Source organism: Luteimonas endophytica (assembly GCF_029887875.1).
GTDB classification, from domain to species: domain Bacteria; phylum Pseudomonadota; class Gammaproteobacteria; order Xanthomonadales; family Xanthomonadaceae; genus Luteimonas; species Luteimonas endophytica.
In genome coordinates, this window is the sequence record NZ_JARXRM010000032.1 from 117778 (window position 1) to 141863 (window position 24086).

Here is a 24086-nt window from a genome sequence, read left to right on the forward strand (position 1 = left end):
CCCGTCCGGCCCCAGCATGTCCGCCATTCCCGCCAGGACCGCCGCCCCGCGCGTCGGCTTCGTCAGCCTCGGCTGCCCCAAGGCGCTGGTCGATTCCGAACGAATCCTCAGCCAGCTGAAGGTCGAGGGCTACGAGCTGGTGCAGCGCTACGACGACGCCGACGTGGTGGTGGTCAACACCTGCGGCTTCATCGATGCCGCAGTGGAGGAATCGCTGGAGGCGATCGGCGAGGCGATCGCCGAGAATGGCAAGGTCATCGTCACCGGATGCCTGGGCAAGCGCGAGGAGGTGATCCGGCAGGCGCACCCCGGAGTGCTGTCGATCAGCGGCCCGCAGGACTACGCCAGCGTGATGCGCGCGGTGCACACCGCGCTGCCGCCGAGGCACGATCCGTTCATCGACCTGGTGCCGCGCCGGGCCAGCGAAGACGAGATCGGCGTCAAGCTCACGCCGCGGCACTATGCCTACCTGAAGATTTCCGAAGGCTGCAACCACCGCTGCAGCTTCTGCATCATCCCGTCGATGCGCGGCGATCTGGTGTCGCGGCCGGTCGACGAGGTGCTGCGCGAGGCCGAACGCCTGGTTCGCGGCGGCGTGCGCGAACTGCTGGTCGTCTCGCAGGACACCTCGGCCTATGGCGTGGACCTGCGCTATGCCGAGCGCGAGTGGCGCGGCAGGCGCTATGAAACGAGGATGCGGGCGCTGTGCGAAGGACTGGCGGAGCTGGGTGTGTGGACGCGGCTGCACTACGTCTACCCCTATCCGCACGTCGACCGGATCATCCCGCTGATGGCCGAGGGCCGGCTGCTGCCGTACCTCGACATTCCTTTCCAGCACGCCAGCCCCCGCATCCTCCGGTTGATGAAGCGGCCCGGGGCGGTGGAGCGCACCCTGGAGCGCATTCGCGGCTGGCGTGCGGGATGCCCTGAACTCACGATCCGCTCGACGTTCATCGTCGGCTTTCCGGGCGAAAGCGAAGCCGAGTTCGAGGAGCTGTTGGCGTTCCTCGACGAGGCACAGCTGGACCGGGTCGGCGCCTTCGCCTACTCGCCGGTGGAAGGGGCCGGCGCCAATGCGCTGCCCGACCCGGTCCCCGAGGCGCTGAAGCAGGAGCGCCTGGCGCGCTTCATGGAACGCCAGGCGGCGATCTCGGCGGCGCGGCTGGAGGCGCGCGTGGGCAGCCTGCAGCGCTGCCTGGTGGATGCCATCGACGGCGAGCTGGCGATCGCGCGCTCGCCGGCCGACGCGCCGGAGATCGACGGCCTGGTGCAGATCCAGGACGGCGCTGCGGCCGGGCTCCAGCCGGGCCAGTTCGTCGAGGTGCGGATCATGGGCAGCGACGAGCACGATCTTTACGGCGAGGTGGCGCGGTGACCCGCGCAGGGGTCCTGGCGCTGGCGGTCATCGCCTGCATCGCGCTGCCGTCGGCATCGGCTTCCGACCGCCTCAGCGGCCGCTACAGGCCGCTCGGCGACCCCAGCGCGCCGGCCGGAGAGGCCGGACAACTCCGGGTCGAGCCGATCCCGGGCGGCGGCTGGCGGGCCTGGTTCCGCGGGCAGCCGCTGGAACTGGTCCGCGCCACGCCGGACCAGATGGCGGGCCTGTTTCCGGGGGTCGGCGCAGGCCGGGGTCTGGAATGCGGCCTGTCGGCGGCCTTCCTGCTGTGCCGGGTCGAGCCGGGCACCTACTTCCCGCGCGACGGATTCCAGTCCGGCAGCGGATATTTCTCGGTGCTGGCCGATGCCGGCCTGTTCGAGCTGGAGCGGGTGGACGGCGCCGGCGGAGGGGACGGCACCGGCCGTTGACGGGCTTCCTCCCGTAGGAGCGGTCCATGGCCGCGCAGGCCGCGGGTGGCTTCGGTGGGTGGGGCGGCGATCCGCGGCTTCGGCTGCCGCGCCGGCTTTCGCGTGCGTGGCACGCTCCTACGACGGCAGGGCCGGGGTGTCTTCCGTGGGTAGCGGCCCATGGCCGCGAAGGCCGCGGGGCTCCGGTTGCCGTGGCGGCGATTGCCGGTCTTTCCTGCGGCGACGGCTATCGGGTGCATGGCGCATTCCTGCGGCGGCGCCGGGCCATCGGCCGCAGCCTGCGGTCGTGGTTCACGGTGCTGCCACCGCGGCGGCGCTAGCGTGCCTGCTCCCCCGTTTCGTCAGGAGTGCACCATGGCCGACAGCAAGCGCATCGCGATCCTCGCCACCGACGGTTTCGAGCAGTCCGAGTTGATGGAGCCGCGCGCCAAGCTGCGCGAGGCCGGCTTCGAGGTCGATGTGATCGCACCCTCGGCGGGCGAGATCCGCGGCTGGAAGGGCAAGGACTGGGGCGACAGCGTCCCGGTCGACCGCAGCCTGGAGCAGGCCAACGCCGACGACTACGCCGCGCTGGTGCTGCCCGGCGGCGTGATCAACCCCGACAACCTGCGCCGCGAGGAGAAGGCGGTCGAGTTCGTGCGCGCGTTCGATCGCGCCGGAAAGCCGCTGGCGGCGATCTGCCACGGGCCCTGGCTGCTGGTCGAGTCGGGTGCGGCCAAGGGCAGGGAAGTGACGTCGTGGCCGTCGGTTCGTACCGACCTGGAGAACGCCGGGGCGCGCTGGAAGGATGCCGAGGTGGTCACCGACGGCCACCTGATCACCAGCCGCAAGCCGGACGACATTCCGGCGTTCACCAGGGCGGTGATCGACGCGGTGTCCTGAAGCTGCGGGCGGTCAGTCGTCGGGATAGGCGACCTCGAGGATCGTCATCCGCATCCTGCCGGCCGGCAGTTCCGCCTCGAACTCGTCGTCGGCGCGCTTCTTCAGCATCGCCCGCGCCAGCGGCGAGTCGATGCTGATCCAGCCCTGCCGGGCATCGGTCTCGTCCGGCCCGACGATCCGGTAGCGGTGGATCGCGCCGCCGGCGGTTTCCTCGACCCCGACCCAGGCGCCGAAGTACACCGCGCCCCGGTCCGCCGGCGGAGCGTCGACCACCCGCAACGCCTCCAGCCGCGCGGACAGGTAGCGCACACGCCGGTCGATGCCGCCGAGCTGCTTCTTGCGGTAGGTGTACTCGGCGTTCTCCGAGCGGTCGCCCTCGGCGGCGGCGGCGGCCAGCGCGCGCACCACCTCCGGCCGCTGCACCCGCCAGAGGTCGTCGAGTTCGGCCTTCAGCCGTGCATGCCCCTGCGCCGTGATCAGCGCGGTGCTCTTCTCGCCCGGCGGTCGCCAGCGTCCCATCCGGCGGCCGCCTCAGCGCTTGCCGCCGAACACGCCGAGCACGCCGCGTAGGATCTGCCTGCCGATCTGGTTGCCCAGGGTACGTGCGGCCTGCTTGCCCATCGTTTCCAGCATGCCCTGGCGGCGGTCGGTGCCGAAGACCGCGTCCTTCATGGTCCGCCCGAGGCCGCGTTCCCCTTCGTCGGGGGCACGCTTCGTCGCTGGTGCGCCGGCCTGTTGGCTCGCCGCTTCGGCGCGGCGGGCCAGCAGCTCCGCGGCCGATTCGCGGTCGACCGGCGCGTCGTACTTGGCGCCTAGCGGGCTGCCGGCGCGCACCCGGGCGCGTTCGGCCTCGCTGATCGCGCCCATCCGGCAGCGCGGCGGGGCGACCAGGGTGTGTTCGACCGGCGCCGGGATGCCCTTGTCGCCGAGGGTCGAGACCAGCGCCTCGCCGGTCCCGAGCACGCCGATGACGCTGGGCACGTCCAGCGCGGGATTGGCGACGAAGGTCTCGGCCGCCGCGCGCACCGCCTTCTGGTCGCGCGGGGTGTAGGCGCGCAGCGCGTGCTGCACCCGGTTGCCGAGCTGGCCGAGGACGTCGTCCGGCACGTCGTCCGGGTATTGCGAGCAGAAGTACACGCCCACGCCCTTGGAACGGATGATCCGGACCACCTGCTCGATCCGCTGGCGCAGCGCGGCGGGCGCGTCCTTGAACAGCAGATGCGCCTCGTCGAACACGAACGCGAGTTTCGGCCTGTCCAGATCGCCGACCTCGGGGAGGGCCTCGAACAGTTCCGACAGCAGCCACAGCAGGAAGCTCGAATACAGCCGCGGCCGCAGCACCAGCTGGTCGGCGGCGAGGATGCCGATCACCCCGCGTCCGTCCGGCGTGGTGCGCATCAGGTCGGCCAGCTCCAGGGCCGGCTCGCCGAAGAACTGCACGGCACCGTCCTGTTCGAGTCGCAGCAGCGCGCGCTGGATCGCGCCGATCGACTGCGCGTTGACCAGCCCGTACTCGGTCGATACCGCCTTGCGTTCGGCGGCCACCAGGCCGAGCAGGGCGCGCAGGTCGGCCAGGTCCAGGAGCAGCAGGCCGCGGTCGTCGGCGAGCCTGAAGACGATGTCGAGCACCCCGGCCTGGGTGTCGTTGAGCTCGAGGATGCGCGACAGCAGGGTCGGGCCCATCTCGCTGACGGTGGTCCGCAGCGGATGGCCGAGCCTGCCGTACAAGTCCCAGAATACCGTCGGGCTGCCCTCGTTGCGGTAGTCGTCGATGCCGATCGCGCGCAGCCGCTCGCCGATGCGGTCGCTGGTTTCCCCGGCCACGGCCAGGCCGGCGACGTCGCCCTTCACGTCGGCCATGAACACCGGCACGCCGATCCGGGAGAAACCCTCCGCCAGGGTCATCAGGGTGACGGTCTTGCCGGTGCCGGTGGCGCCGGCCACCAGGCCGTGACGGTTGCCGTAGCGCGGCAGCAGATGCACCTGGCGCCCGGCGGACGGCGGAAGCGCTTTTCCCAGAAGGATCGATTGCATGGCGCGGCCCGGGCTGAGGTGCGCAGATTCTATGCGATCGGCGCCACGGGGCCTGCGCGGCGGGCGCTGATTTGCCAGTCCGGCGCGGCGGCGGCTACCCTGCCGGCCCCGCAGTCCGGCCGCCGTTCCCATGTCTCCAATCCGTCGTTTCCTCCGCCCGCTGCCGCTCATGGCGGCGCTGGCCGCGCTGGTCCTGGCCGCGCCCGCGCAGGCGCAGTCGCGCCGCGAACGCGCCGCGATCGAGGCGCTTGACCAGCGAATGGAGCAGGCCGAGGCCCGCTACCGCGAGGCGATGGTGCGGGTGCGCAACAACGAGCCCGACGCGGTGGCGCAGGGCGACGCGGCGCTGGAGGACATGGAGGACGTGATGGTCGAGTGCGGCGGGCTGCGCAACTGCGATCCGGTCCGCCATATGAGCGTCTTCAAGCGCCTGCTCAAGGCCGATGCCGACGCGGCCGCGGCCGGCGTCGAGGAAGAGGAACAGATCGATCCTTTCGATACCGACCCCGACGGAATGGCCGGGGGCATCGCCGCCGACGTGCCGGAGGCGGCGCGCGCCGCGGCGCTGCTGAGCGACGGCCGCCGTTTCGTCGAAATGGTGCAGTACAACCCGGCGGTGCAGGAGGCGATCCGCCGCTGGCTCACCGATATGCGCCATTCGCTGATCGTCAGCCACGAGAACTACCAGTACATGCGCCACCTGATGTGGCCGCACTACCAACGTTCGGCGCTGCCGGAGGCGCTGCTGTTCGGAATCATGGCCAAGGAATCGACCGGCCGCGTGCATTCCACCTCGCGCGCCGGCGCCGCCGGGCCGATGCAGTTCATGTACGCCACCGGGCGCCGCTTCGGCCTGGGCCCGGACGCCACCGGTTTCGACACCCGCTACGATCCCTACGCGTCGGCGCAGGCCAGCGCCGCCTATCTCAACGAACGCATGGCCGAGCTCAACCGCAGCATCGAACTCGCCCTGGCCGCCTATAACGGCGGCGAGGGCAGGGCCCTGCGGGTATTCAACGCCAGCGGCGGCCGCAGTTTCTGGGACGAGTCGGTCTACAGCCAGTTCCCGCCCGAGACCCGCGACTACGTACCGATGGTGATCGCCGCCGCCTGGCTGTTCCTGCACCCGAAGAAGTACGGCCTGACCTTTCCCAAGGTGGATGCACGGCCGGCGAGCCTGGTGCTGGAGCGGCCGGCCTCGATCTACGAACTGACCATCTGCCTGGGCAGCAGCGGCAGCCGTTACGGCTACATGCGGATGCTGCGCAACCTCAATCCGCGCTACCAGGCCGACGACGTCATCCCGGCCGGTACCGAGCTCAACGCCACCGCCCGGGTGGCCGGCCTGTACGACCGCTGGTGCACCCGCGGCGCCCGGGCCGAGCTCGCCCGCGAACTGGTCGCCAGCGATCCCGGGGGGGCGATCGTGCGTTCCGGGCCGGCCGAGGCGCTGCCTGCGGTCGCCGCCCCGGCGGCCGCGGCGGTGGGCGAACATCGGGTCGCCCGCGGCGAATCGCTGGGCCGCATCGCCGAGCGCTACGGCTGCAGCCTGCGCGAGCTGGCCGAGGCCAACCAGCTTCGCGCGCCGCGCTATCCGCTGCGCCAGGGCCAGCGCCTGCGATTGCAGGGCTGCGCGCGCTGAGGCGGGGTCAGGCCGGCGCTTGCGCCCCCACCGGCCGGTAGGCCTCGACGGCGGGCGGCTGGTCCCCGCCGCAGCCGGCGCGGTAGCGGCGCAGTTCCGGCCGGTTCGCGCCGCGCACGATCACCGCGGCCTCGACATGCCGTTCCCCCACCGGATTGGCGCAGGCGTCGAGCCATGCCTGCGGGTACTCGGCCAGGCTGCGGCGCTGGCCGCCGGCCAGCGAGACCAGTTCCAGCCCGGTATATGCCTGTCCCATCTGGTAGCCGTCGGTGGCGAGGAACAGCTCGTCGGTGCCGTCGCCCTGGATGTCCGCGGCCGCGGCGATGCGGTCGTGGTCCACGACGAACTGCGCCGCCACGCGGCCGTCGGCGTCCAGGACCGCCAGCATCGTGGGCGCCCGCTCCGGGCCGGTCATCGCGCCGCCGCGCCGCAGGGTGTAGGCGGTCTGCCGCGCGCCGGCGGCGGTGAACGCGCCCTCGACGCGCGAGGTCGGGGTCAGATCGCCGGGTGCGCCGTCTCCGTACACCGCGGCAACCACGCGCCGGGTCTCCTCCGCGGTCGCCTCGAACCCGGACGCGGGTACGCGCAGATCCAGCAGGACGTCGCCGGCGGGGGCCGGCGCGTCCGCCGAGGCGGTCGCGCGGGGCGCGCCGATCGCTTCCGGCCGCGAGGCATCGCCGGCGCTGCAGCCGGCGAGCAACCCTGCGAGCAGCCAGCCAGCGGCGATCGGGCCGTGCGCCGCGCGGTCAGCGGGCACCGGCGAGCAGGTTCGGCGACAGGAAGACGCGCTGGCCGTCGACGTTGATCCAGGCGAGGAAGTCGACGTGGTCGCCGGTGCTGCCGCCGGTGCTGCCCTGGGGGCCGATGTCCTGCCCGGCCCGGATCCGGTCGCCCGGGCGCACGTCGAAGCTGTCGGCATGGGCGTAGTGCGCATGGACGGGGTAGTCGCGGCCCTGGTACTCGAAGGTCGCGTCGGTACGGGTGATCACGTAGTTGCCGTAGCCGCCGGCGTCGTGGCGGATCTCCTGCACGGTGCCGTCGAACCAGGAACGGATCCGGCCGTCGGTGGCGACATAGTCGATGCCGAGGTTGTAGACCCCCGCCGGCACCCGCTCGGCCACGCCGGGGTTGTCGGAATAGACGGCCAGGGCCTCGCGCTTGGCGCTGTGCGGCCCGCCGCGCGCCATGAAGCCCTCGGTCAGGATGAACTCGCCGAGCACCGGCGAGGTGATGGTCTGCCTCCCCGGGGTACCGCGCTCGTGCACCGGCTGGCTGAGCTGCAGGTCGCCGGCGGGTGCGGGCGCCTCGGCCGGCGGCGCGGCGCCACCGGACAACGCCGCGCCGGTGGCGGCGTCGAGCAGGCCGGTGGCGGGCAGGCCGTGGGCGTCCTGGAAGGCGCGCACCGCGGCCGAGGTATTGCGGCCGAACTCTCCGTCGACGAAGCCGTCGCGCAGCGCCGCGGGCACCACGCCGGCGTCGAGCAGCTGCTGCTGGACCGCGGAGACGCCGCCGTACAGGCGCGCTGCCACCGCCTGGGTGGCCTCGCCGGCGGTGATGCGCCCGTCGCGATCGAAGTCCAGACCCGAGTTCTGGGTGTATTCCGGGTTGCCCTGCACGAACTCGCGGCCGGCGGGTGTGCGCAGGGTGGCATCCGGATCGGGCGTGGCCCGCCCGGACAGCACCGAGGTGTAGACCCCTTCCAGGGTGTCCAGCTGGCCGGGGTACTGGGCGAAGTAGCGCTCCACGTACTCGAGTTGCTGGACCGGCCCCATCGCCGCCAGTTCGGCGGTGGTGGTGCCGAGGCCGCGCGCGGTGGCAGGCATGAACTGGATCAGGCCGGTGGCCCCGGAACCGGCCATGTTGCGCTGGCCCGGATCGAAGCTGCCGCCGGTCTCGAAGCTCATCACCGCCAGCAGGTGCTCGGGCTGGGCGCCGAGGCGTTCGGCCATGGCTTCCACGCCGGCGATGAACTCCGGGGTCACGTTGGGGTTGCCGCGCACCCCGACGATGCCCTCGTAGTCGAACGGCCCCTCCGCTGGCGGAGGGGCGCCGGTCCCGGGCGCCGGTCCCTGGACCGGCGGCGCCTCCGGCGCGGGCCCGGACACCGGCGGCGCCGGCTCGGGCGAGGGCTGCGCCGCCGGCACCACCAGGCGGTCGCCAGGGAAGATGAGGTCGGGGTTGCGGATGTTGTTGGCCGCCGCCAGCGCCTCGACCGTGGTGCCATGGGTGCGGGCGATCGCGCCCAGGGTGTCCCCGGAGCGCACCTGGTAGCTCTGCTGGCCGCCGTCCGGAATCGACAGCCGGTCCCCGGCGTAGATCAGGTCCGGATTGCGGATCTGCGGGTTGCTCTGCAACAGCGCGTCCACGCCGACCCCGTAACGCTGCGCCAGGGCGCCGAGGGTCTCGCCGCGGGCGATGGTATGGACGGCGTCGTGGCCGCCGGTGTGGCCGGTGGTGGACGTCTCGTTGCGCAGCTGGACCTCGGTCATGGTCACCCTCTCTCCGGAAATTACGCTCCTGCGGACAGGGTGGTGGGCGAACGCCCGAGCACCAAGCTGGGGCAAACCCCAGCGAACGAAGCCCGGCCCCCCGTTCTGTGACGGCGATCGCTGCTTGACCTGCGACCGAAGACGCGCATCGACGCGAGATCGGCGCCAGACCCCTGCGGGGGGCGACGGAAGTCGCGACACCGACGCGCGATACCGGAGCCGGATTCCGTGGCAGGCGGCGGCGCCTCCGCGGGCGGGCCGGCACGGCGCCCCGGTGCGGGACACGCCGTGAATCCATCCATGCCGGCTCAGCCGCGCCTGGTCGCCAGCCGCTGGCCCAGCCGGACCGGCGCCTCGCCGCATAGCCCGGGAGCGAGGTCCGCGACGCCGGGCGGCAGCAGCACGATCACCGTGGAGCCGTAGTTGAAGCGCGCCATCTCGGCGAAGCGCTCCAGCACGATGCCGCGGCCGCGATAGTCCTTGCGGGTGATGCGGTCGCCGTAGCGCGGGATCTCCTCGCCGCTCCAGACCGTCTCCACCCCGGACACCAGCAGCGCGCCGACCATCACCACCGCCATCGGTCCGAAGTCGGTGTCGAAATGGCAGACCAGGCGCTCGTTGCGGGCGAACAGGCGCGGAATCCGCTGCACCGCCGCCGGGCCGACGCTGAACAGCCTGCCGGGCACGTGCACGGTTTCGCGCAGGGTGCCGGTCCACGGCATGTGCACGCGGTGATAGTCCTTCGGCGACAGGTACACCGTGGCGAACACGCCGCCGTCGAACGGCTCGGCGTCGCTGCCGTCGCCGAGCAGCTCGGCGGCGGTGAACGAGCGGCCCTTGGCCTGGAAGATGCGGCCGCGCTCGTCGGGGTGGCCGATCGCCCCGCACTGGCTGATCCGGCCGTCGGCCGGCATCAGCAGGGCGCGCGGGTCCGGATCGGCGCCGCGCACGCCGGGGCGCAGCGCGCGGGTGAAGAAGGCGTTGAAGCTCGGGTAGGCGCGCGGGTCGGGGTCGGCGGCCTCCTCGAGGTCGACGCCGAAGCGCCGGGTCACCGTGTCGATCAGCCAGCGGCTGAGCGCCGGATGGCGCGAATACGCCAGCCGCCGCGCCAGCGAGGACAGCAGGCGGTGCGGCAGCGCATGGGTGAGGGTGGTGACGAGGCTCATGGTGTCGGGCCCGGAGACCGCTCAGTCGCGCGAGGCTTCGGTGAGCATGCGCAGGTCGGCGGCGATCGCCGCCGGATCGAGCGGCGGCTGGATCACCCCGGCCATGCGTCCCTGCGGGTCGAGCACGGCCATCGCCGCCGAATGGTCGATGGTGTACTGGCCGGCGGGTGCGCCGTCCGGCGGCGGCACCTTCATGAACACCAAGGACAGCGAGCGGGTGAACGCCTCCAGCGCGGGCAGGTCGGCGGTCGCGCCCAGGGTGTCGCGGTGGAAACCGCCGGCGTACTCGCCGACCCGGTCCGGGCTGTCGCGTTCGGGATCGACCGAGACGAACAGCACCCGCGGGCGCAGTGTGTCCGGGATGTCTTCCCACTGCTTCTGCGCCAGGGCCAGTTCCGCCAGGGTGGTCGGGCAGACGTCCGGACAGAAGGTGAAGCCGATGAAGACGACGGTCCAGTGGCCGTGCAGCTCGCCGGGCACCAGCTGGGTGCCGTCGGACTGCTGCAGCGCGAACGGCGGCAGTTCGCGCGGCTGCGGGAACAGCGTGACCGCACGGGTCTGCGTGCCCGGTGCGGCCCGGTCGGGGAGCAGTCGCTGTGCGGCCAGCAGGCCGAGGCCGGCGGCCAGGGCGACGATCAGCACGACGAGCGTGGCGCGGTTGAACATCTCAGGATCCACTTGAAGTTCGACCATGATACCCGCGTGGCCGATATACTTCCCGGTCCACCACGCGGCAGGCTTCCAGCCGCCAGGGCCCGGCGCGCGCCATGACCGACGAACTGCAGACGATCATCGACCTGATCCGCTACGGCGCCAGCCGCTTCAGCGCGGCCGGGCTGACGTTCGGACACAGCTACGACAACGCCCTGGACGAGGCCACCCAGCTCACCCTGCACGCCCTGCACCTGCCCCACGACCTGCCGCCGGCCTACGGCCAGGCCCGGGTCACCCTGGCCGAGAAGGAGGAGGTGCTGGGGTTGTTCCTGCGCCGCATCGAGGAGCGGATCCCGGCCGCCTACCTGACCGGCGAGGCCTGGTTCGCCGGGCTCAGCTTCCGCGCCGATCCGCGCGCGCTGGTGCCGCGTTCGCCGATCGCCGAACTGATCGAGGCCGGCTTCGAGCCGTGGCTGGGCGGGCGCGAAGTGCGCAGGGCCCTGGACCTGTGCACCGGTTCGGGCTGCATCGCCCTGGCGATGGCGCACTACAACCCCGGCTGGCACGTGGACGGCGCCGACCTGAGCGACGACGCGCTGGCGCTGGCGCGCGAGAACCAGGCGCGGCTGGGGGTCGAGAACGCGCGGTTCCTGCGTTCGGACCTGTTCTCGGCGCTGCAGGGCGAGCACTACGACCTGATCGTGACCAATCCGCCGTACGTCACCAACGACGAAACCGACGCGCTGCCGCGCGAGTATTCGCACGAGCCCGAGCTGGGCCTGCGCGCCGGCGACGACGGGCTGGATCTGGCGCTGAGGATCCTGCGCGACGCGCCGCTGCACCTGCGCGAGGACGGTCTGCTGGTCTGCGAGGTGGGCGAATCCGAGCGCGCGCTGAGCGCGCTGTTGCCCGATCTGCCGCTGGTGTGGGCGGAGTTCAAGGTCGGGCAAATGGGGGTGTTCGTGGCCGAGTGCCACGACCTGGTCGCGCACAACGCGCGCATCGCCGCGCTCGCGGCGGCGCGCGAACCCGCGGCCGCGCCGGGTGCGGCCACCGATCCCACCCCGGCCGGGTTGTTCTGAGCGGCGTGGGCAACACCACCGGCCAGCTGTTCCGGGTCACCACGTTCGGCGAGTCGCACGGGCCGGCGATCGGTTGCGTGATCGACGGCTGCCCGCCCGGCATCGCCCTGGCCGCGGAGGAGTTCGCCGCCGACCTGGAGCGGCGCGCCACCGGCCGTACCCGGCACACTTCGGCGCGGCGCGAGAGCGACGCGGTGGAGATCCTCTCGGGCGTGTACGAAGGGCGCACCACCGGCACCCCGCTGGCGCTGCTGGTGCGCAATACCGATGCGCGGAGCAAGGACTACGAGCGGATCGCCCGCCAGTTCCGCCCCGGCCACGCCGACTACACCTACTGGCAGAAGTACGGGATCCGCGATCCGCGCGGCGGCGGTCGCTCGTCGGCGCGCGAGACCACCATGCGGGTCGCCGCGGCGGTGGTGGCCAAGAAGTGGCTGGCGGAACGGCACGGGGTGCGGGTCCGTGGACACCTGGCGCAGATCGGCGCGATCGCGCCGGCTGCCCACGACTGGGCGGCGGTGGAGGAGAATCCGTTCTTCTGGCCGGACCCGGGCCAGCTCGCCGAGCTCGAGGCCTACATGGATGCGCTGCGCAAGTCCGGCGACTCGGTCGGCGCGCGGGTCACGGTGGTCGCCGATGGCGTGCCGCCGGGCTGGGGCGAGCCGGTCTACGGCAAGCTCGATGCCGAACTGGCCGCGGCGATGATGTCGATCAACGCGGTCAAGGGCGTGGAGATCGGCGACGGCTTCGCCAGCGTCGCCCAGCGGGGGACCGAACACCGCGACGGCATGGGGCCGGACGGCTTCCTGTCCAACCACGCCGGCGGCATCCTCGGCGGCATCTCCAGCGGACAGCGGCTGGTGGTGTCGGTGGCGTTCAAGCCGACTTCCAGCCTGCGGCTGCCGGGCCCCGGCCTGGACCTGGACGGCAACGCCGTCGAAGTGGTGACGACCGGCCGTCACGATCCCTGTGTCGGCATCCGCGCCACGCCGATCTGCGAGGCGATGCTGGCGCTGGTGCTGATCGACCAGGCGCTGCGCCACCGCGCGCAGTGCGGCGACGTCGGCGAGGTGGCCCCGCGGATCGCGGCCGCCGCGCCGGATGGGGACGAGGGGCATGGCTGAGCCGCGCCCGCGGGTCTGGCTGGCGCGGCCGCTGTTCGAGGACATCACCGGGCGGCTCGACCAGCACTTCGAGGTGGTCCGCAGCGCGGTCGAGGACCGCTACGCCAGCGACGAGATCGCCGCGCGGCTGCGCGACGTCGACGGCGCGCTGGTGACCCTGGTCGAGCGGATCGGCGCCGCCGAGATCGCCGGGGCCGCGCGGCTGCGCGCGGTCGCCAACGTCGGCGTGGGCCACGACAATCTCGACATCGCGGCGCTGGGCGCCGCCGGGGTGCTGGTGACCAACACCCCCGACGTGCTCACCGACACCACCGCCGACTTCGGCTTCGCGCTGCTGATGGCCGCGGCGCGGCGCCTGGGCGAGGCCGAGCGCTGGCTGCGCGCCGGCCACTGGGGCCGCTGGTCGTTCGACACCCTGCTCGGCGCGGACCTGCACGGCAGCACCCTCGGCATCCTCGGCATGGGCCGGATCGGGCAGGGCATCGCCAGGCGCGGCGCCGGCTTCGGGATGCCGGTGCTCTATCACAACCGCCACCGGCTCCCGCAGTCCGTGGAACGCGGGTGCCGCGCGCAGTACGTCACGTTCGAGGCGTTGCTGCAGCGCTCCGATCATCTGGTGCTGACGCTGCCGCATTCCCCCGCCACCCACCATCTGATCGACGCCGCTGCGCTGGCGCGGATGAAGCCCGCCGCCACCCTGGTCAATATCGCCCGCGGCGGCATCGTCGACGAGACGGCGCTGGTCGCGGCACTGGCCGGCGGCCGCCTCGGCGCCGCCGGGCTGGACGTCTACGAGGGCGAACCGGCGGTGCGGCCCGAGCTGCTGGCGCTGGACAACGTGGTGCTCACCCCGCACATCGCCAGCGCCAGCCTGGCCACGCGCCGCGCGATGGTGGCGCTGGCGGTCGACAACCTGGTGGCCGCGCTCGGCCGCGGCCCGGACGCCGGCCGGCCGCCCACGCCGGTCGACCCGGATGCGCTGAAACGATAGGGAGCCGCGCCCGCCGGCGCGGTTCCCGCACCCCGCAACGCAACGGCATGCGAAGCTGTCGCGGAAACGCCCTCCGGCCGCGCCCCCGCCTGCGCCGGCCGGCGGCGACCGCCACGCCTGCACCGGCAGATCCACGCCCCTCCATCATTCCGATTCGAGTATCTCCCGATGAGCGATTCCCCAAGACGATTCAAGGTCGCCGTGGTCGGCGCCACCGGCGCGGTCGGCGAGGCGATGCTGTCGATCCTCGCCGAGCGGAAGTTCCCCGTGTCGGAACTGGTCGCGCTGGCCAGCGAGCGTTCCGCCGGCGGCAGCGTGGACTGGGGCAACGACGAAGTGCTGGTGCGCGACCTGGCCGGCTTCGATCCGGCAGGCGTCGAGATCGCGCTGTTCTCGGCCGGCGGTTCGGTGTCCAAGGAGTACGCCCCGAAGTTCGCGGCCGCAGGTGCGGTGGTGATCGACAACAGCTCGGCGTTCCGCTACGACGACGAGGTGCCCCTGGTGGTCAGCGAGGTCAACCCGGAGGCCGCGAAGCGGCGACCGCGCGGGATCATCGCCAACCCCAACTGCTCGACCATGCAGATGCTGGTGGCGCTGGCGCCGATCCACCGCGAGGCCGGGATCGTGCGGATCAACGTGGCGACCTACCAGTCCGTCTCGGGCGCCGGGCGCGCCGCGATGGAGGAACTGGGCCGCCAGACCGGCGCGCTGCTGAACTTCCAGGACGCCGATCCGCAGCGTTTCCCGGTGCAGATCGCCTTCAACCTGATCCCGCAGATCGACGAGTTCATGGACAACGGCTTCACCCGCGAGGAGATGAAGCTGGTCTGGGAAACCCGCAAGATCCTCGGCGACGCGTCGATCCAGGTGAACCCCACCGCGGTGCGGGTGCCGGTGTTCTACGGCCATTCCGAGGCGGTGCACATCGAGACCCGCGACAAGATCGGCGCCGCGCGCGCGCGCGAGCTGCTGGCGGCGGCGCCCGGCGTGGAGGTGGTGGACGATCCGGTCGCCGGCGGCTACCCGACTCCCGTCACCCACGCATCCGGCCGCGATGCGGTCTACGTCGGCCGCATCCGCGAGGACATCTCGCATCCGCGCGGACTCGACCTGTGGATCGTCTCCGACAACATCCGCAAGGGCGCCGCGCTGAACGCGGTGCAGATCGCCGAACTGGTCGCCGCCGAAGGCTGAAGCGTTGCGGAGCGGCGGCGCGGCCGGCTAGAGTCGTCCCGCAAAGGGGGAGAAGCATGCTGTTGAAGTGGCGATACGCGTTGATCCTGGTGCTGGCGCTGGTCGCCGGGCCGGCGGCCGCGCTCGGGCTCGGCCAGATCCAGGTGCGCTCGCAGTACGGCGAGCCGTTCCTGGCCGAGATCCCGATCGTGTCCAGCGACCCGGCCGAACTGCAGCAGCTGCGCGCGCGGCTCGCATCGCCCGATACCTTCGCCCGGATCGGGCTGGAGCCCCCGCAGGGCGTGGTCTCCGACCTGCAGTTCACGGTGGCGCTCGACGCCTCGGGCCGGCCGGTGGTGCGGGTGACCAGCGTCGCCCCGGTGGAGCAGCCGCTGCTGACCTTCCTGGTGGAGGTCGACTGGGGCCAGGGGCGGCTGGTGCGCGAGTACTCGGCCCTGGTCGACGCGCCCGATACCGTCGCGGCGCCCGCGCAGCCGCCGATCCAGGCGCCCGCGGCGGCCCCCGCCGGGACCATCGTGCGTCCGCCCGAAGCGCCGCCGGCCGCGGAACCGGCCGAACCGGTCGCCGCCACGGAGCCGGCGCCGGCGGAAGCCGAAGCCGAAGCGGGCGCGGCCACCGCCTCCGAGCCCGAACCCGCGGCAGCGCCGGTGCCTGCGCCGCCACCGGCCCCGGCACCGGCGGCGACCGCGATGTCGGTACCGGGCGAGTACGGGCCGGTGCAGGCCGGCGACACCCTGAGCCAGATCGTGCAGCGGATCGGACCGAACGACGGCGTCACCCAGAACCAGATGATGCTGGCGCTGCTGCGCGCCAACCCGGAGGCCTTCATCGGCGGCAACGTCAACCTGGTGCGCCAGGGTGCGGTGCTGCGGATCCCGCCGCGCGAGGATGCCACCAGTCTCAGCGCCACCGAGGCCACCGCCGAGGTACGCGCCCAGGTGGCGCGCTGGCGCGAGCTTTCCGCCCCCGCGCCGCAGCCGGACGCGGCGGTGGCGCAGGACGAAGGCGCCGGCGCCGGCGCCGGCGCCGGCACGGCGGAGGGCGGGGAAGTCGCGGCAGCCGGCGCACAGGCGCGGCTGGAGATCGTGCCGCCGTCGACCGATGGCGGGCAGCAGGCGGGAACACGGTCCGGCATCACCGCCGGCGGCGAGGGCGAGATGCTTCGACAGGACATGCAGGAAACCCGGGAAACGCTGGCGGCGCGCGAGGCCGAGGTCGAGGAACTCCAGGCGCGGGTGGCGGAGCTGGAAGCGCTGCAACAACAGCAGCAGCGGCTGCTGGCGCTGAAGGATGGCGAACTGGCGGCGGCGCAGCAGACCCTGGCCGAGTCCAACCGGCAGCAGGCGGCCGGCGCCGATGCCGCTTCCAGCGGCGGCCTGGGCTGGCTGTGGCCGGTGCTCGCGGTCGCGCTGTTGCTGGCCGCGGCCGGCGCCTGGCTGTGGTCGCGGCGCAACCGCGAGCGGCCGGTCCGCAGCTTCCGCGCCGCCACGGCTTCGCCGGTGCCGGCGCCGAACCGGCCCGGCACCCGCGCCGCGGTGGCCGGGATGGAGTCCGCGGGAATGTCCGCGGCGCGGCCGGTTTCCGGCGCGGCGCTGCCGACCTGGCACAGCGGTGACGGGCCCCCGGCCGCCGCGCCGGCCGGAACCACGGCCGACCCCGCGGACGCGCCAGCGGAGCCCGGAACGGAGGCGGGACCGGCGGGCGGCGGTGCGAGCGCCGCCGCCGCACCGGCCGCACCGGCCGCCGCGGCCGAGCAGGAGCAAGGACAAGGGCAAGAGCAAGAGCGGATCGAACTCGCCCGCGCCTATATCGACCTCGGCGACGTCGAGACCGCGCGCGGCCTGCTGCGGGAAGTCGCCGGCAGCGGCGGGCCCGGCGAGCGCAGCGAGGCCGAACGGATGCTCCGCGAGCTGGGCTGAGCCCGGCCTGCCGGCGTCGCCGGCAGGCCGCATTGCAGACCCCAGGACCGACACGCATGCGCTATGCACTCGGCGTCGAGTACGACGGCAGCGGGTTTTCCGGCTGGCAGCGGCTGAGCCAGCCGGGCGAGCCGGGCCCGCCGACGGTGCAGGCCGTCCTGGAACACGCGCTCGGCCAGGTGGCCGATGCGCCGGTGGCCACGGTGTGCGCGGGCCGCACCGACGCCGGTGTGCATGCGCGCTGCCAGGTGGTGCACTTCGACAGCGACGCCGCGCGCGAGCCGCGCGGCTGGATGCTCGGCGCCACCTCGCGGCTGCCGCCGGCGGTGGCGGTGCGCTGGTGCGTGCCGGTGGCCGGCGATTTCCACGCGCGCTTCGGCGCGCTCGCGCGACGCTACCGCTACCGCATCCTCAACCGCCCGGTGCGCCCGGCGCTGGCGCGCCAGTACCTGGCCTGGTGCCGCCGTCCGCTCGACGCCGCGGCGATGCACCGCGCGGCCCAGGCGCTGCTGGGCGAGAACGACTTCTCCAGCTTCCGCACCGTGCACTGCCAGGCGCCGCACGCGCGCCGCGAACTGCAGCGCATCGCGGTGGCCCGGGACGGCGACGAGGTGGTGGTGGAGGTCCAGGCCAACGCGTTCCTGCACCACATGGTCCGCAACATCGTCGGCTCGCTGCTCGAGGTCGGCGCCGGAGATCGGCCCGAGGCCTGGATCGCCGAGTTGCTGGCGGCCCGCGACCGCGCCCTGGCCGGCGCCACCGCGCCGGCCGCGGGCCTGTTGTTCGTTGGCCCGCTGTATCCGGGCAGCTGCGCGCTGCCGGCCGAGGTTTCGCGCTGAGGCGCTTCGGGCCGGCAGGCCGGCGCGGAAAAAGTTACGCTGTCGCGCTGTCGACACGACGTTCCCGGATCCGCTCATGAAGCGCACCCTGTTCCGCACCCGCATCAAGTTCTGCGGCATGACCCGCGCCGGCGACGTGCGCCTGGCCGGCGAACTGGGCGTGGACGCGGTCGGGTTCGTGTTCGCGGCGGGCAGCCCGCGCCGGGTGGAGCCGGAGGAGGCCCGGGCGATGCGCACCGCGCTCGCGCCGCTGGTCAACGCGGTCGCGGTGTTCCGCGACAACGACGGCGAATCGGTGCGCGAGGTGGTGCGCCAGGTGCGGCCCTCGCTGCTGCAGTTCCACGGCGACGAGGAGGACGGGTTCTGCCGCAGTTTCGGCGTTCCCTACATCAAGGCGGTGCCGATGCATGATACCGGCGCGCTCGACGTGATCGGCCTGCGGCTGGCCTATCCGGCCGCCACCGGGTTCCTGTTCGACAGCCACGGCGGCGGCAGCGAGCCGGGCGCCGGCGCGGTGTTCGACTGGAGCCTGATCCCGCCGGGCTTCGACGTGCCGTTCTTCGTCGCGGGCGGGCTGACCCCGGACAACGTGTACGCCGCGGCGCTGGCGACGCTGCCCTGGGGCGTGGACGCCTCCAGCGGCATCGAAAGCGCCCCGGGGATCAAGGACGGAGACCGGATGCGCCGCTTCGTCGAGGAAGTGCGGCGCTCGGATTGCCACGAACTCTCGGAAGACAGGGCCGATGACCAGGGCTGAGATCGACTTCCACGCCTGGCCCGACGCGGCCGGGCACTTCGGCAGGTTCGGCGGGCGCTTCGTCGCCGAGACCCTGATCGGCCCGCTCGAGGAGCTGGCCGCCGCGTACGACGCCGCGCGCGCCGATCCCGCCTTCGTGGCCGCGTTCGAGGACGATCTGGCGCACTACGTCGGCCGGCCCAGCCCGATCTACGAAGCCCGCCGTCTCAGCGAGGAGACCGGCGGCGCGCGCATCCTGCTCAAGCGCGAGGACCTCAACCACACCGGCGCGCACAAGATCAACAACACCATCGGCCAGGCGCTGCTGGCCAGCCGCATGGGCAAGACCCGGATCATCGCCGAGACCGGCGCCGGCCAGCACGGCGTGGCCAGCGCCACGGTCGCGGCCAGGCTGGGGCTGGAATGCGTGGTCTACATGGGCGCCACCGACATCGAGCGGCAGAAGATCAACGTCTACCGCATGCAGCTGCTCGGCGCCCGGGTGGTGCCGGTGACCTCGGGTTCGGCCACCCTGAAGGACGCGCTGAACGAGGCGATGCGCGACTGGGTGACCAACGTCGCCGGCACGTTCTACATCATCGGCACCGTCGCCGGGCCGGACCCGTATCCGCGCATGGTGCGCGATTTCAACGCCGTGGTCGGGCGCGAGGCCCGGGCGCAGATGCTGGGGGAATACGGCCGCCTGCCGGACGCCGTGACCGCCTGCGTGGGCGGCGGCAGCAACGCGATCGGGCTGTTCCACGCGTTCCTGAACGACCGCGCGGTGCGCATCGTCGGCGCCGAGGCCGCGGGCGAGGGCATCGCCAGCGGTCGCCACGCCGCCTCGATCGCGGCGGGCCGGCCCGGGGTGCTGCACGGCAACCGCACCTACGTGCTCTGCGACGACGACGGCCAGATCACCGAGACTCATTCGGTTTCCGCCGGGCTCGACTACCCGGGCGTGGGTCCCGAGCACGCGTTCCTCGCCGAGACCGGGCGCGCCGAGTACGTCGGCGTCACCGACGACGAGGCGCTGGCGGCGTTCCACCTGCTGGCCAGGACCGAGGGCATCCTCGCCGCGCTCGAGTCCAGCCACGCCATCGCCCAGGCCGTCAAGCTCGCCCGCGACCTGCCGAAGGATGCCCTGGTGCTCTGCAACCTCTCCGGCCGCGGCGACAAGGACGTCCACACCATCGCCGCGCGCGAAGGCGTGGAGGTCTGAGCATGGGCCGCATCGCGCACCGTTTCGGCCTGCTGGCGAGCAGTGGCCGCAAGGCCCTGGTGCCATTCCTCACCGCCGGCGATCCTTCGCTGGAAGCGACCGTGCCGGTGATGCACGCGCTGGTGGAGGCGGGGGCCGACGTGATCGAACTGGGCGTGCCGTTCTCCGACCCGATGGCCGACGGCCCCACCATCCAGCGCAGCTCCGAACGCGCGCTGGCGCGCGGGGCCGGTCTGTCGTTCGTGCTGGAGGCGGTGCGCGGCTTCCGCGAGCGCGATGCCGACACGCCGGTGGTGCTGATGGGCTATCTGAATCCGGTCGAGATCCGCGGCGCCGGGCGGTTCGCCGAGGCCGCGGCCGCCGCCGGCGTCGACGGCGTGCTGCTGGTCGACCTGCCGCCGGAGGAGGCGGCGGGCTTTCGCGCCGCGTTCGCGGCGCACGGGATCGCGCTGATCCTGCTGGCCTCGCCCACCACCGACCAGCAGCGGCTACGGCGGCTGTGCGAGGAGGCCGAAGGGTATCTGTACTACGTCAGCTTCGCCGGGGTGACCGGCGCCTCCGAACTGCTCGACACCGCGGCGGCCGGCGCGCGGCTGCGCCAGATCCGGGCCCGCACGGCGGTGCCGGTGGTGGCCGGGTTCGGGATCCGCGACGCCGCCGGAGCCGCGGCGATGGCCGTGGATGCCGACGGCGTGGTGGTGGGCAGCGCCCTGGTCGCCGCCCTGGCGGGCGCGGGAGACCCCGCCGCGGCGGCGGACCGCGCGCGGGCGTTCCTGGCGCCGCTGCGCGCCGCCCTGGACACCTGAACCCGGCGCGCAGGCACCCCGCCGCGCCGCGCGCTAGACTTCGTGCACCCGGCGGACCCGTGCCGCGTGCCGCGCGCGCCGCCACCGACACCAAAGGTGAATCCGACTTGAGCTGGCTGAAAAAACTGATGCCCGCGAGCATCCGCACCGAGGGCAGCGCGCCGCGCAAGCGCAGCGTCCCGGAAGGGCTGTGGGAGAAATGCGACCGCTGCGGCGCGGTGCTGTACCGGCCGGAGCTTGAGGAGCACCTGGAGGTCTGCCCCAAGTGCGGCTTCCACCGCGCGATCCGTGCCCGCGCGCGGTTGCGCGGGTTCCTCGACCGCGACACCGGCACCGAGCTCGGCGCCGGGCTGGGCCCCACCGACGTGCTCCGGTTCAGGGACCAGAAGCGCTACGCCGACCGCATCCGGGCGGCGCAGAAGGCGACCGGCGAACGCGACGCCCTGGTCGCGATGGAAGGCGCGCTCAAGGGCCGGGCCATCGTGGCCTGCGCGTTCGACTTCGCCTTCATGGGGGGGTCGATGGGCTCGGTGGTCGGCGAGCGATTCGCGCTGGGCGCGGAGCGGGCGCTGGAGCTGCGCTGCCCGTTCGTGTGCTTCTCGGCCAGCGGCGGCGCGCGCATGCAGGAGAGCCTGTTCTCGCTGCTGCAGATGGCCAAGACCTCGGCCGCGCTGGGCCGGCTGCGCGCGGCCGGCCTGCCCTACATCTCGGTCATGACCCATCCGACCACCGGTGGCGTGTCGGCCTCGTTCGCGATGCTCGGCGACATCAACCTGGCCGAGCCCGAAGCGCTGATCGGCTTCGCCGGGCCGCGGGTGATCGAACAGACCGTTCGCGAGACCCTGCCCGAGGGCTTCCAGCGCTCGGAGTTCCTGCTCGCGCATGGCGCCATCGACCAGATCTGCGACCGCCGCGAACTGCGCGAGCGCATCGCCCGTCTGCTGGCCCTGCTGATGCGGCAGCCGCAGCCGGAGGACGACGTGGAGGTGGCGGCATGAAGGCCGTGATTGGTGATCGGTGATTCGAGATTCGAAAAAGCCAGCCTCCAGCAGCCTATGCCTCACTTTCCCGGCCAAGACGCATGACCAGTCACCAATCACCAGTCACCAGTTCCGGTAGCGCCGCGAAGCGGCGCTACTTCGGTACCGACGGCATCCGCGGCCGGGTCGGCGAGTCGCCGATCTCGGCCGATTTCGTGCTGCGCCTGGGCAACGCCTACGGCCACGCCCTGCGCCACGAGGAGGGCGATGGCTGGCGCAAGCCGTTCGTGGTGATCGGCAAGGACACCCGCATCTCCAACTACATGTTCGAGGCGGCGCTGGAAGCCGGGCTGGTGGCGGCCGGCGTCGACGTCGAGCTGATGGGGCCGATGCCGACCCCGGCGGTGGCGCATCTGACCCGTTCGCTGCGCGCCGACGGCGGCATCGTGATCTCGGCTTCGCACAATCCCCACCACGACAACGGCATCAAGTTCTTCTCCGCCAGCGGCGAGAAACTCGACGATGCCACCGAGCTGGCGATCGAGGGCGCGCTCGAGCACCCGTTCCGCACCGTCCCCTCGGACAAGCTCGGCAAGGCCGTGCGCACCCGCGACGCGGTGGGGCGCTATCTCGAGGCCTGCAAGAACTCGCTGCCGCGCGGATTCGACCTGGAGGGCATGCGCGTGGCGATGGACTGCGCCAACGGCGCCACCTACCAGATCGGACCGCTGGTGCTGCGCGAGCTCGGCGCCCGCGTCGACGCCATCGGCGACGATCCGGACGGACTCAACATCAACGACGGGGTCGGGACCACCCATCCGCAGGCGCTGGTGGCGCACGTGCGCGACTGCGGGGCCGAGCTGGGCATCGCCTTCGACGGCGACGGCGACCGGGTGATGATGGTCACCGCCGGCGGCAGGATCGCCGATGGCGACGACCTGCTGTACGTCCTCGCCAACGACTGGTTCGACAGCGGGCGGCTGCAGGGCCCGGTGGTGGGCACGGTGATGACCAACTACGGGCTGGAGCAGGCGCTCGGCGCGCGGGGCATCGGCCTGGTCCGCGCCAAGGTGGGCGACCGCTACGTCCACCAGGCGCTGCTCGCACACGGCGGCGTGCTGGGCGGCGAGACCTCGGGCCACCTGCTGTGCCTGGACCGCGCCGGCACCGGCGACGGCATCGTCAGCGCGCTGCAGGTGCTGGAAGTGCTCAAGCGTCGCGGCATCACCCTGGAGGAGGCCCTGCAAGGCCTGCGGAAGCTGCCGCAGCAGACCGTCAATGTGCGCTACGGCAACGGCGCGCGGCCGGCGGAAGCCCCCGAAGTCCAGGCGGCGCTGGCCCGGGCGCAGGCCGCGGTGGAGGGCAGGGGCCGCGCGTTCCTGCGGCCTTCGGGCACCGAACCGGTGGTGCGGGTGACGGTGGAAGCCGACGACGCCGCGCTGATGCAGCGCACTCTCGACGACCTCGCCGGCACCGTGCGCACGGCCGCCGGGTAGACTCCCGGGTTCGCCCCATGGCCGCAGGCTTTCCCGGGCCGGGGCGGCAACGAACCGATCGATCAGGACCCACGATGACTTCCCGCATCCCGACCCTCGACATCCGCCGCTTCGAAGACCCCGGCGACCGCGATGCCTTCGTGGCCGAGCTTGGTGCCGCCTACCGCGAATGGGGCTTCGCCGGGATCAACGGCCACGGCATCCCCCAGGCCGACATCGACGCCGCCTACGACGCCTTCGTCGCGTTCTTCGCCCTTCCCGAGGCGGTGAAGATGAAGTACCACGTGCCCGGCAGCGGCGGGGCCCGTGGCTACACGCCGTTCGGGGTCGAGACCGCCAAGGGCGCCAGCCACTTCGACCTGAAGGAGTTCTGGCACATCGGCCGAGAGATCCCGGACGATTCGAAGTATCGCGAGGCGATGCCGCCGAACCTGTGGCCGGAGGAAGTGCCCGGCTTTCGCGAGCACGGCTATGGCCTGTACCAGGCCCTGGACGGCCTGGGCGCGCGCGTGCTTTCCGCGCTGGCCCTGCACATCGGCCTGCCCGGCGACTGGTTCGCCGACAAGACCGACTTCGGCAATTCGATCCTGCGGCCGATCCACTATCCGCCGATCACCGGTACCGACGTGCCCAACGAGCGCGCCGGGGCGCACGAGGACATCAACCTGATCACCCTGCTGGTGGGCGCCAGCGCCGCCGGGCTTGAGGTGCGGTCGAGAAGCGGCGACTGGGTGCCGTTCACCGCCGATGCGGACACCATCGTGGTCAACATCGGCGACATGCTGCAGCGCCTGACCAACCACGTGTACCCCTCCACCACCCACCGGGTGGTCAATCCACGGGGCGAAGAGGCGCGCGAGCCACGCTATTCCACCCCGTTCTTCCTGCACCCGAACCCGGATTTCCTCATCGAGGTGCTGCCGGGCACCGTGAGCGCCGACAATCCGAACCGGTATCCCGAGCCGATCACCGCGCAGGGCTACCTGGAGGAACGGCTCCGCGAGATCAAGCTGAAATAGCGGGC

22 protein-coding genes are annotated in these 24086 nt (G+C 72.7%); 16 read left to right on the forward strand and 6 right to left on the reverse strand.

The annotated features are described in order from the left end of the window. The first annotated feature begins 16 nt into the window (after positions 1-16). The 3 genes from rimO to QFW77_RS10605 all read left to right on the forward strand — a co-directional run bounded on the left by rimO (position 17) and on the right by QFW77_RS10605 (position 2688). Entirely contained in the window at positions 17-1375 is a 1359-nt protein-coding gene (rimO, locus tag QFW77_RS10595) for a 30S ribosomal protein S12 methylthiotransferase RimO (protein WP_280574623.1), read from the forward strand. Next, complete coding sequence (locus QFW77_RS10600; protein ID WP_280574624.1) at positions 1372-1806, forward strand: hypothetical protein; 435 nt, start codon at positions 1372-1374, stop codon at positions 1804-1806. Before rimO ends, QFW77_RS10600 begins: the two co-directional genes overlap by 4 nt. A gap of 354 nt (positions 1807-2160) precedes the next feature. After that, positions 2161-2688, forward strand: coding sequence for a type 1 glutamine amidotransferase domain-containing protein (locus QFW77_RS10605; RefSeq protein ID WP_280574625.1), 528 nt, complete (start codon positions 2161-2163; stop codon positions 2686-2688). A 12-nt stretch (positions 2689-2700) separates the two neighbouring features. On the opposite strand, the gene greB is transcribed toward QFW77_RS10605, so the two are convergent. Continuing rightward, positions 2701-3207, reverse strand: a complete 507-nt coding sequence (greB, locus tag QFW77_RS10610) for a transcription elongation factor GreB (RefSeq protein ID WP_280574626.1) — start codon at positions 3205-3207, stop codon at positions 2701-2703. A 12-nt stretch (positions 3208-3219) separates the two neighbouring features. Further along, a complete protein-coding gene (locus QFW77_RS10615) occupies positions 3220-4722 on the reverse strand; it encodes a helicase HerA-like domain-containing protein (protein WP_280574627.1) in 1503 nt (500 codons plus the stop codon). 130 nt (positions 4723-4852) lie between these two features. Between QFW77_RS10615 and QFW77_RS10620 the strand changes: the two genes are divergently transcribed. After that, complete coding sequence (locus QFW77_RS10620) at positions 4853-6364, forward strand: transglycosylase SLT domain-containing protein (protein WP_280574628.1); 1512 nt, start codon at positions 4853-4855, stop codon at positions 6362-6364. A 7-nt stretch (positions 6365-6371) separates the two neighbouring features. Here QFW77_RS10620 and QFW77_RS10625 read toward each other — a convergent pair whose 3' ends face one another. The 4 genes from QFW77_RS10625 to QFW77_RS10640 form a co-directional block, all read right to left on the reverse strand. Continuing rightward, on the reverse strand, positions 6372-7121 hold the full coding sequence (locus tag QFW77_RS10625) for a hypothetical protein (protein ID WP_280574629.1): 750 nt from the start codon (positions 7119-7121) through the stop codon (positions 6372-6374). Continuing rightward, the gene (locus QFW77_RS10630; RefSeq protein ID WP_280574630.1) at positions 7111-8853 is read right to left on the reverse strand and encodes a LysM peptidoglycan-binding domain-containing protein; all 1743 of its coding nucleotides are present in this window, start codon (positions 8851-8853) and stop codon (positions 7111-7113) included. The genes QFW77_RS10625 and QFW77_RS10630 overlap by 11 nt, the downstream gene beginning before the upstream one ends. A 308-nt stretch (positions 8854-9161) precedes the next feature. After that, a complete protein-coding gene (gene asd, locus QFW77_RS10635) occupies positions 9162-10019 on the reverse strand; it encodes an archaetidylserine decarboxylase (protein ID WP_280574631.1) in 858 nt (285 codons plus the stop codon). A 21-nt stretch (positions 10020-10040) separates the two neighbouring features. After that, positions 10041-10685 carry an SCO family protein gene (locus QFW77_RS10640; RefSeq protein ID WP_280574700.1) on the reverse strand — a complete coding sequence of 215 codons (645 nt, stop codon included), beginning with the start codon at positions 10683-10685 and terminating at the stop codon, positions 10041-10043. A 101-nt stretch (positions 10686-10786) separates the two neighbouring features. Between QFW77_RS10640 and prmB the strand changes: the two genes are divergently transcribed. The 12 genes from prmB (at position 10787) to QFW77_RS10700 (ending at position 24081) form a co-directional block, all read left to right on the forward strand. Continuing rightward, on the forward strand, positions 10787-11755 hold the full coding sequence (gene prmB / locus QFW77_RS10645; protein WP_280574633.1) for a 50S ribosomal protein L3 N(5)-glutamine methyltransferase: 969 nt from the start codon (positions 10787-10789) through the stop codon (positions 11753-11755). A 5-nt stretch (positions 11756-11760) separates the two neighbouring features. Then, a complete protein-coding gene (gene aroC, locus QFW77_RS10650; protein WP_280574634.1) occupies positions 11761-12879 on the forward strand; it encodes a chorismate synthase in 1119 nt (372 codons plus the stop codon). Beyond that, positions 12872-13870, forward strand: coding sequence for a 2-hydroxyacid dehydrogenase (locus QFW77_RS10655; RefSeq protein ID WP_280574636.1), 999 nt, complete (start codon positions 12872-12874; stop codon positions 13868-13870). The genes aroC and QFW77_RS10655 overlap by 8 nt, the downstream gene beginning before the upstream one ends. Positions 13871-14038: 168 nt before the next feature. Then, entirely contained in the window at positions 14039-15064 is a 1026-nt protein-coding gene (locus QFW77_RS10660; RefSeq protein WP_280574637.1) for an aspartate-semialdehyde dehydrogenase, read from the forward strand. A gap of 56 nt (positions 15065-15120) precedes the next feature. Beyond that, a complete protein-coding gene (locus QFW77_RS10665) occupies positions 15121-16983 on the forward strand; it encodes a motility hub landmark protein FimV (protein ID WP_280574638.1) in 1863 nt (620 codons plus the stop codon). 56 nt (positions 16984-17039) lie between these two features. Continuing rightward, positions 17040-17822, forward strand: a complete 783-nt coding sequence (gene truA / locus QFW77_RS10670) for a tRNA pseudouridine(38-40) synthase TruA (protein WP_280574639.1) — start codon at positions 17040-17042, stop codon at positions 17820-17822. 76 nt (positions 17823-17898) lie between these two features. After that, entirely contained in the window at positions 17899-18579 is a 681-nt protein-coding gene (locus QFW77_RS10675; RefSeq protein WP_280574641.1) for a phosphoribosylanthranilate isomerase, read from the forward strand. Further along, complete coding sequence (trpB, locus tag QFW77_RS10680; RefSeq protein WP_280574642.1) at positions 18566-19780, forward strand: tryptophan synthase subunit beta; 1215 nt, start codon at positions 18566-18568, stop codon at positions 19778-19780. The genes QFW77_RS10675 and trpB overlap by 14 nt, the downstream gene beginning before the upstream one ends. A 2-nt stretch (positions 19781-19782) precedes the next feature. Then, entirely contained in the window at positions 19783-20586 is an 804-nt protein-coding gene (trpA, locus tag QFW77_RS10685) for a tryptophan synthase subunit alpha (protein WP_280574644.1), read from the forward strand. 107 nt (positions 20587-20693) lie between these two features. Next, positions 20694-21584, forward strand: a complete 891-nt coding sequence (gene accD / locus QFW77_RS10690) for an acetyl-CoA carboxylase, carboxyltransferase subunit beta (protein WP_280574645.1) — start codon at positions 20694-20696, stop codon at positions 21582-21584. Positions 21585-21667: 83 nt separating this feature from the next. Beyond that, positions 21668-23062 (forward strand): phosphoglucosamine mutase, encoded by a 1395-nt coding sequence (gene glmM / locus QFW77_RS10695; RefSeq protein WP_280574646.1) that lies wholly within the window; start codon positions 21668-21670, stop codon positions 23060-23062. 74 nt (positions 23063-23136) lie between these two features. Further along, positions 23137-24081 carry an isopenicillin N synthase family dioxygenase gene (locus tag QFW77_RS10700; RefSeq protein WP_280574647.1) on the forward strand — a complete coding sequence of 315 codons (945 nt, stop codon included), beginning with the start codon at positions 23137-23139 and terminating at the stop codon, positions 24079-24081. Positions 24082-24086: the final 5 nt, after the last annotated feature.

Bases quoted from the DNA above. Each gene is read 5' to 3' on its own strand.
- rimO (WP_280574623.1), top strand. From the start codon at position 17: ATGTCCGCCATTCCCGCCAGGACCGCCGCCCCGCGCGTCGGCTTCGTC.
- QFW77_RS10605 (WP_280574625.1), top strand. From the start codon at position 2,161: ATGGCCGACAGCAAGCGCATCGCGATCCTCGCCACCGACGGTTTCGAG.
- greB (WP_280574626.1), bottom strand. From the start codon at position 3,207: ATGGGACGCTGGCGACCGCCGGGCGAGAAGAGCACCGCGCTGATCACG.
- QFW77_RS10615 (WP_280574627.1), bottom strand. From the start codon at position 4,722: ATGCAATCGATCCTTCTGGGAAAAGCGCTTCCGCCGTCCGCCGGGCGC.
- QFW77_RS10620 (WP_280574628.1), top strand. From the start codon at position 4,853: ATGTCTCCAATCCGTCGTTTCCTCCGCCCGCTGCCGCTCATGGCGGCG.
- QFW77_RS10630 (WP_280574630.1), bottom strand. From the start codon at position 8,853: ATGACCGAGGTCCAGCTGCGCAACGAGACGTCCACCACCGGCCACACC.
- asd (WP_280574631.1), bottom strand. From the start codon at position 10,019: ATGAGCCTCGTCACCACCCTCACCCATGCGCTGCCGCACCGCCTGCTG.
- QFW77_RS10640 (WP_280574700.1), bottom strand. From the start codon at position 10,685: ATGTTCAACCGCGCCACGCTCGTCGTGCTGATCGTCGCCCTGGCCGCC.
- prmB (WP_280574633.1), top strand. From the start codon at position 10,787: ATGACCGACGAACTGCAGACGATCATCGACCTGATCCGCTACGGCGCC.
- QFW77_RS10655 (WP_280574636.1), top strand. From the start codon at position 12,872: ATGGCTGAGCCGCGCCCGCGGGTCTGGCTGGCGCGGCCGCTGTTCGAG.
- QFW77_RS10660 (WP_280574637.1), top strand. From the start codon at position 14,039: ATGAGCGATTCCCCAAGACGATTCAAGGTCGCCGTGGTCGGCGCCACC.
- QFW77_RS10665 (WP_280574638.1), top strand. From the start codon at position 15,121: ATGCTGTTGAAGTGGCGATACGCGTTGATCCTGGTGCTGGCGCTGGTC.
- truA (WP_280574639.1), top strand. From the start codon at position 17,040: ATGCGCTATGCACTCGGCGTCGAGTACGACGGCAGCGGGTTTTCCGGC.
- QFW77_RS10675 (WP_280574641.1), top strand. From the start codon at position 17,899: ATGAAGCGCACCCTGTTCCGCACCCGCATCAAGTTCTGCGGCATGACC.
- trpB (WP_280574642.1), top strand. From the start codon at position 18,566: ATGACCAGGGCTGAGATCGACTTCCACGCCTGGCCCGACGCGGCCGGG.
- trpA (WP_280574644.1), top strand. From the start codon at position 19,783: ATGGGCCGCATCGCGCACCGTTTCGGCCTGCTGGCGAGCAGTGGCCGC.
- glmM (WP_280574646.1), top strand. From the start codon at position 21,668: ATGACCAGTCACCAATCACCAGTCACCAGTTCCGGTAGCGCCGCGAAG.
- QFW77_RS10700 (WP_280574647.1), top strand. From the start codon at position 23,137: ATGACTTCCCGCATCCCGACCCTCGACATCCGCCGCTTCGAAGACCCC.